The sequence below is a fragment of the Novosphingobium sp. 11B genome (assembly GCF_054589055.1).
Genome location: NZ_BAAILP010000277.1, coordinates 1 through 6,508, shown reverse-complemented (window position 1 = coordinate 6,508; position 6,508 = coordinate 1). Strand labels below are relative to the sequence as shown.

Here is a 6,508-nt window from a genome sequence, read left to right as displayed (position 1 = left end):
AATCCAGGGCGGTGTCAGACTGCTCTGGATTGCTTCGCTTCGCTCGCAATGACGAATTATGAGCGGGTGCTAATGGTCAGTGCCCGGACTTCTCAATCGTCGATCCTGACCATTCCGCCCAGAACCGGTCCGCCCGCGACGGCGATGGCTTCGCCGGTGATGTAGCTCGCCGCATCGCTGACCAGGAAGCCGACGAGCTGTGCCACGTCCTCGGGCTGGCCGTAGCGACGCAGCGGAAAGACATGCGCGACGCTGTCCGCGTCGAAGCCGGTCTTCTCCCATCCGGCGCGGGCCTTCTCGGTCGCGGTCATGCCGGGGGCGACGGCGTTGACGCGTACGCCTGCAGGGCCCCACTCGGCCGCTGCCACCCTCGTGAACATCTGCACGCCCGCCTTGGCCGCCGAATAGGCCGCCACGCCCTGCGTTCCGTGCATCCCGGCGACCGAGGACACGTTGACGATGCAGCCCTTCACCTTGCGCAAATGCGGAAACGCCGCCTGCGAGGCATACATCGCCGAATTGAGATTGAGCGCGATGTCGCGGTCCCATTTGGCCGGGTCCATCTTCGCAATGCCGACGTGCCCATGGGCTCCGCCCGCGTTGTTGACGAGGATGTCGAGCCGCCCGAAATGCACTGCTGCCGTCTCGACCATGGCCTGTACGGGCGCCAGTTCGCGCACGTCGGCCTCCACCGCAAGACCCTTGCGGCCGAGCGCTTCGATCTCCGCCACCACCGCGTCGAGCGGCGCGCGCTTGCGACCCACCACTGCAACGTCCGCGCCGCGCCGGGCCAGCAGCAGCGCGATGGCCCGGCCGATGCCGGTGCCGCCGCCGGTCACCAGCGCCACGCGGCCGGTCAGGTCGAATTCCTCGAACATCCTTTTCTCCTCTCCCTCGGGCGGTATCGCCAGCGTCGCCGCGATATTCGGGACGCTTCGGCCTTCCGGCTCTTGGCAAGCACCGCCGCACCTTATTCACTCGGGTCGGATGGCATGCGGGCATCGCCGGGATGATCGGCGGATACGGGCAGTGCCAAGGGACTCGCAGATAAAGATAGTAAATACTATCTAATGCGCATGCAACATGGGAGCGGGATGAAATGAGCGAACACGATCTACTCGACCTTGGTGGACAAGTGGCGGTGGTCACCGGCGCCGGGCAGAACGCGGGACGCGGGATCGCGCTGGAACTGGCGCGCCACAATGCGGGCGGCATCGCAGTGAACGATTTCGTGCCCGAACGCGCAGAAGCCGTGGCCGAGGAAATCCGCGCGATGGGCGTGCCTGCGTTGGCGGTGCCGTTCGATGTCGGCGATCTCGATGCGATCCGCGGCGCGGATGCCGCGATCAGGGACAAGCTCGGCGCCGCGACGATCCTGGTCAACAATGCCGGGATGGCCGGGCCGGGAGGCTCGCTGCGTCCGACCCTCAACTTCTGGGAGGAGGAGCCCTCGGCCTGGGACCGCTATCTGCGCACCAACCTCTACGGCGTCTACAATGCCTGCTTTGCGTTCATTCCGAACATGGTGGCGGCGAAGAAGGGCCGCATCGTCACCATAGTTTCGGATTCAGGCCGCGTGGGTGAGCCCAAGCTCGCGGTCTATGCCTCGGCCAAGGCGGGGGCGCAGGGTTTCGTGCGCTCGATCGCCAAGGAACTCGGGCGCTACAACGTGACCAGCAACGCCGTCTCGCTGTCCTCGCTGATGCCGGACATGCCTGCGGAGAAGCTCGCCGAAGTCATGCAGGGCGATCACGCCAAGGCGCAGATGGCCCGCTACACGATCCGCCGCTACGGCAAGTCCGACGATGTCGCCGCGCTCGTGACGTTCCTGTGCTCCGACGCGGCGGAGTGGATCACGGGGCAGACCTATCCGCTCAACGGCGGTTACGCGCCTTCGATGTGAGGCAAGGGCGCGCGGTTCGTCAACCGCGCGCCTTCGCGTTCACTCGACCGTGACACTCTTGGCGAGGTTGCGCGGCTGGTCGACGTCGGTGCCCTTCACGCAGGCGACGTGATAGGCGAGGAGTTGCACCGGCACCGCGTAGACCAGCGGCGCGATCAGCGGGTGCACGCGCGGCATCTCGATGGTCGCGATGCAGCCTTCGCCCGCCTCGGCAATGCCTTCCGCGTCTGAGATCAGCACGACCTTGCCGCCGCGTGCGCGCACCTCCTGCATGTTGCTGACGGTCTTCTCGAACAGCGGGCCGGAAGGGGCGAGGACGATCACCGGCACCGCTTCGTCGATAAGCGCGATGGGGCCGTGCTTCATTTCACCCGAAGCATAACCTTCGGCGTGGATATAGCTGATTTCCTTGAGTTTCAGCGCGCCTTCGAGAGCCAGCGGGTAGTCCGGGCCACGCCCGAGGTAAAGCACATCGCGCGCCGGCGCGATGAGGTGCGCCATGGCCGCGATTTCCTCGTCATGATCGAGCGCGGCGTTGAGGCTGGCGGGTGTGGCGAGCAGGTGCTGGACGACTTCCGCTTCCTCAGCGCGGTCCATCCGCCCGCGCTTGACCGCCAGATGCGCGGCAAGGGCGGCGAGAACGGCAAGCTGGCAGGTGAAGGCCTTGGTCGAGGCGACGCCGATCTCCGGACCGGCGTGGGTCGGCAGCAGCAGGTCCGCCTCGCGCGCCATCGTGCTGGTGGGCACGTTGACGACGACGGCAATGGTCTGCCCGGCCGCCTTGCAGTGCTTGAGCGCGGCGAGGGTGTCGGCCGTCTCGCCCGACTGCGAGATGAAGAGGGCGAGGCCGCCGTCTTCCAGAACCGGGTCGCGGTAACGGAACTCGCTGGCCACGTCGATATCGACAGGTACTCGGGCGAAAGTCTCGATCCAGTACTTTGCGACCATGCCGGCGTAGAAGCTGGTGCCGCAGGCGACGATGGTGATGCGCTTGACCGAACCGAGGTCGAAATCGATCTGCGGCAGCGCTACCGACTGGTCGACCTGGCGCAGATAGCTGCGCAGCGTCTGGGCGACCACGGTGGGCTGCTCGAAGATTTCCTTCTGCATGAAGTGGCGGAAATTGCCCTTCTCGATCGCCACGGCCGACGCGCCGGAGGTGACGACTTCGCGCGTCACCGGATTGTTGTCGGCGTCGTAGATCGTCGCGCCCTCACGGGTGATGACGACCCAGTCACCTTCCTCGAGGTAGGTGATCTTCTGGGTCAGCGGGGCGAGGGCCAGCGCGTCCGATCCGAGGTAGGTCTCGCCATCCCCGTAGCCGACGACCAGCGGCGAGCCGAGGCGGGCGCCGATCAGCATGTCCGGGAAGCGGCGGAAGGCAATGGCGAGGGCGAAGGCACCGCGCAGTTGGGGCAGCACCGCCTTGACGGCGTCTTCCGGCGACGCGCCCGCTTCGACCTGCTCGGACACCAGATGCGCGACGACTTCGGTGTCGGTCTGGCTCTCGAAGGTGCGCCCGCGCGATTCCAATGCCTCGCGCAGCGGCTTGAAGTTCTCGATGATGCCGTTGTGGACGAGCGCCAGTTCGGCGGTCGCGTGCGGGTGCGCGTTGGCGGCGGTCGGCGCGCCGTGGGTGGCCCAGCGGGTATGGGCGATGCCGGTCAGGCCCGGCGCCGGATCACGCGCCAGTTCCTTGACGAGGTTCATCAACTTGCCCTCGGCGCGGCGGCGCACGAGCTGGCCGTCAAACAGCGTACAGACGCCAGCGCTGTCGTAGCCGCGATATTCCATCCGGCGCAGGCCGTCGACCAGCCGGTCCGCCACGTCTTCCTTGCCGACGATGCCGATGATGCCACACATGAGATTAAGTGCCTTGGTCTAGAGAGAGTAGGGGACGCGGATACCCGGCATGCTTGCCGGAAAATCCTTGGTATTTCGTGTAACCAGAATGCGCTGGCGCACTTGCGCAGAGGCCAGGATGATCGCGTCGGGCAATTTCAGTTTCGGTCGCTCACGTCGCAGCGCTGCGGCATGGCGAGCGATCTCCGCATCCACTTCCTCGATCAGGAAGCCGGACAGGAATATCTCTATGTTCCTGAGAGTTGCGCCACCTTCCTTGGAAAGAACCTCAGTCCAGACCAGCCTGCTTATGCAGGGCCGATCAACACGTGCGATCTCGGCGTGGGCGGGCGGAAAACCGTTCAGCGCATCGATCAGGATATTGCTGTCGAACGAATAACCGCTCATTCCGCAGACGGCTTCCGGCCGGATTGGGCGAGATAATGCGCGCGTTCGCGGTCATCCTGCTCGTCGAAAAGGTCCGGAAATTCGGCCTTCACCTCTTCGTAGTCGTTATCCCACGGCCGGGTCCACGAAGCGCGCTCGCGGCGTTGCCAATTTATTGGATCGCCGATGTCCTGGCGGTTCTTCCAGATGCCGAAAGCCTGATCCAGCCAGTCCTTGCCGCTCGCCGGCTGCGCCTGGGCCTTGTAGGTCGATACCGCCTCGCGCAGGACCGAGGCGCGCGACTGGCCGAGTTCGGCGGCGCGGGCGTCGAGCCAGCGGATGTCCTCGTCGGGCAAGTCTGCGAGAATGCGCGTCATGATATCGCGATATCATATCGTGATATCATAGGCAAGGCGGATGTATCGTGAGCCATGGCAGGACAGTGCCGGATCGCCGATGACCGGGCGCTGTCCTGCACATTACATTCGCGTCATCAATCGCCGTCGATGAGGTTGCCCAACGAGCCCAGCAGCGATCCCTCGCCGCGGTTCTGACCGCCGGTCGAGCCTGCCGCCGCCAGCATCCGCCCGGCGAGCCGCGAGAACGGCAGCGACTGGATCCAGACTTTGCCGGGGCCGCGCAGGCGGGCGAAGAACACGCCTTCTCCACCGAAAATCATGGACTTGACGGAGCCTGCTCGCACCACGTCGAACTCCACGCTGGGCTGGAAGGCGGCGACGCAGCCGGTATCGACGTGGAGTTCTTCTCCGGCGCGAAGCTCGCGCTCGATCACGGTGCCGCCCATCTGGACGAAGACCCAGCCGTCGCCTTCCAGCTTCTGCATGATGAAGCCTTCGCCGCCGAACAGGCCGGTCATGATGCGCTGCTGGAAGTGGATGCCGATGGACACGCCGCGCGCGGCGCACAGGAAGGCGTCTTTCTGGCAGATCAACCGTCCGCCGACTTCGTCCAGCTTGATCGGCAGGATCGAGCCGGGGATCGGCGCCGCGAAGGATACGCGTGCCTTGCCCGAGCCGCGATGCGTGAAGACGGTCGTGAACAGGCTCTCGCCGGTGACGAGGCGCTTGCCCGCGCCCAGCAGCTTGCCCATGAAGCCGCCGCCCTGATCCGCCGAGCCGTCGCCGAACACGGTGGTCATGTCGATGGAGGCGTCCTTCCAGACCATCGCCCCGGCTTCGGCCACCGCGCTTTCGCCGGGGTCGAGTTCGATCTCGACGAACTGGAGTTCCTGGCCCTTGATCTCGAAATCGACGTCGTCGGAAAGCGATGAACTGCGCGTATGGCTCCAGGGGCTGTTTGCCATCGAAAATCTCCGTCGTCGGCCCACCAGCGGACCATGTGCGATGAGACGAGGGTTTGGTTTCGGCAAGATGACTTGTCAAACGGCGCCGGTCGGATATTCTTCGCAGTTCAACGAACACTGTCTGACGATTGGCCCACGTAGAAGGGCTCGGCACAGACCGGCGCGGTATCGGTGTTTTGGGGAGAGGAAAAACACCGATGAACGCTCGAATTGCGTCTTCCGTTCTTGTTTCGCTTTTCATCGCGGGAGCGGCTCATGCCGAACCCGTGCAGCAACAGCCGCATCTTGTGGCGGCCAGTTTCGCACCCGCCGCGCGGGTGACGGATACCCGCTTCGACGCCGCCGCCCATGTCCAGCAGGGCTACGATCTGATCCGCCAGGGCAAGCAGGCGCAGGCGGTCAAGCTGTTCGATAAGGTCATCGCCGATGCCGACCAGCGGCTTTCCGGCGATTTGCGCCCACGCCTATGCCGTGATGGCGGGGCGGCTTCCGGTGCCACTGTCGAAGTCGATTCCGCGCTGTGCGAGGCGCATTTCGGCAAGGGCTTCGCGCTCATCGATCTCGGTCGCGGCGATCTTGCCGAGGCTGAATTGCGGCAGGCCTCGCAGATGGCGCCGGGCAATGCCCACTTCGCCAACGAATATGCCGAACTCTTCAAGTCGCGCCGTGACTGGCAGGGCAGCTACGATCTGTTCGCCAAGGCGTGGGCCGTGGTCGACAAGTCCACTACAGGCAAGGACGCACGGATAGCGGCGCGCGCCCTGCGGGGGATGGGTTTCACCAAGGCGGCGATGGGGCAGTATGACGAGGCGGAGAAGTTCTACGACCAGTCGCTGCAGTACGATCCCAAGAGCGAGATCGCCAAAGTAGAGCTGAGCAATATCGCGCGCAGGAAGGTGATTGGATCGTAAGACAGCAAGGCGTTTGAAGACAAAGCCCGTCATCCCAGCGAAGGCTGGGACCGCTGTCAAATCTTTAGGCGCTACGTGGCGTTAGCACTTTGCAGCAGAGGGTTGGGCTCTACGCGGCCAGCGGTCCCAGCCTTCGCTGGG

At 64.9% G+C, this 6,508-nt stretch carries 7 protein-coding genes; 2 read left to right on the top strand and 5 right to left on the bottom strand.

What is annotated here, in order from left to right; all coding sequences use genetic code 11:
* Nucleotides 1–92 precede the first annotated feature (92 nt).
* The gene (locus tag ACYPYD_RS23920; RefSeq protein ID WP_459665931.1) at nucleotides 93–878 is read right to left on the bottom strand and encodes an SDR family NAD(P)-dependent oxidoreductase; all 786 of its coding nucleotides are present in this window, start codon (nucleotides 876–878) and stop codon (nucleotides 93–95) included.
* A 221-nt stretch (nucleotides 879–1,099) separates the two neighbouring features.
* Between ACYPYD_RS23920 and ACYPYD_RS23915 the strand changes: the two genes are divergently transcribed.
* Complete coding sequence (locus ACYPYD_RS23915; RefSeq protein ID WP_008831677.1) at nucleotides 1,100–1,903, top strand: SDR family NAD(P)-dependent oxidoreductase; 804 nt, start codon at nucleotides 1,100–1,102, stop codon at nucleotides 1,901–1,903.
* Between the two features lie 39 nt (nucleotides 1,904–1,942).
* Here ACYPYD_RS23915 and glmS read toward each other — a convergent pair whose 3' ends face one another.
* The 4 genes from glmS to ACYPYD_RS23895 form a co-directional block, all read right to left on the bottom strand.
* The gene (glmS, locus tag ACYPYD_RS23910; RefSeq protein ID WP_069707659.1) at nucleotides 1,943–3,766 is read right to left on the bottom strand and encodes a glutamine--fructose-6-phosphate transaminase (isomerizing); all 1,824 of its coding nucleotides are present in this window, start codon (nucleotides 3,764–3,766) and stop codon (nucleotides 1,943–1,945) included.
* Between the two features lie 18 nt (nucleotides 3,767–3,784).
* Nucleotides 3,785–4,153, bottom strand: a complete 369-nt coding sequence (locus ACYPYD_RS23905) for a type II toxin-antitoxin system VapC family toxin (RefSeq protein ID WP_069707660.1) — start codon at nucleotides 4,151–4,153, stop codon at nucleotides 3,785–3,787.
* Nucleotides 4,150–4,509 (bottom strand): ribbon-helix-helix protein, CopG family, encoded by a 360-nt coding sequence (locus tag ACYPYD_RS23900; protein WP_459665929.1) that lies wholly within the window; start codon nucleotides 4,507–4,509, stop codon nucleotides 4,150–4,152. Before ACYPYD_RS23900 ends, ACYPYD_RS23905 begins: the two co-directional genes overlap by 4 nt.
* Nucleotides 4,510–4,625: 116 nt before the next feature.
* On the bottom strand, nucleotides 4,626–5,456 hold the full coding sequence (locus ACYPYD_RS23895) for a TIGR00266 family protein (protein WP_008832307.1): 831 nt from the start codon (nucleotides 5,454–5,456) through the stop codon (nucleotides 4,626–4,628).
* A gap of 197 nt (nucleotides 5,457–5,653) precedes the next feature.
* On the opposite strand from ACYPYD_RS23895, the gene ACYPYD_RS23890 reads away from it, so the two are divergent.
* A complete protein-coding gene (locus ACYPYD_RS23890; RefSeq protein ID WP_459665927.1) occupies nucleotides 5,654–6,367 on the top strand; it encodes a tetratricopeptide repeat protein in 714 nt (237 codons plus the stop codon).
* The last annotated feature ends 141 nt before the right edge of the window (nucleotides 6,368–6,508 follow it).

What these genes read in the sequence shown, in the direction of transcription:
- ACYPYD_RS23920 (WP_459665931.1), bottom strand. Translation starts at nt 878, where the DNA reads ATGTTCGAGGAATTCGACCTGACCGGCCGCGTGGCGCTGGTGACCGGC.
- ACYPYD_RS23915 (WP_008831677.1), top strand. Translation starts at nt 1,100, where the DNA reads ATGAGCGAACACGATCTACTCGACCTTGGTGGACAAGTGGCGGTGGTC.
- glmS (WP_069707659.1), bottom strand. Translation starts at nt 3,766, where the DNA reads ATGTGTGGCATCATCGGCATCGTCGGCAAGGAAGACGTGGCGGACCGG.
- ACYPYD_RS23905 (WP_069707660.1), bottom strand. Translation starts at nt 4,153, where the DNA reads ATGAGCGGTTATTCGTTCGACAGCAATATCCTGATCGATGCGCTGAAC.
- ACYPYD_RS23900 (WP_459665929.1), bottom strand. Translation starts at nt 4,509, where the DNA reads ATGACGCGCATTCTCGCAGACTTGCCCGACGAGGACATCCGCTGGCTC.
- ACYPYD_RS23895 (WP_008832307.1), bottom strand. Translation starts at nt 5,456, where the DNA reads ATGGCAAACAGCCCCTGGAGCCATACGCGCAGTTCATCGCTTTCCGAC.
- ACYPYD_RS23890 (WP_459665927.1), top strand. Translation starts at nt 5,654, where the DNA reads ATGAACGCTCGAATTGCGTCTTCCGTTCTTGTTTCGCTTTTCATCGCG.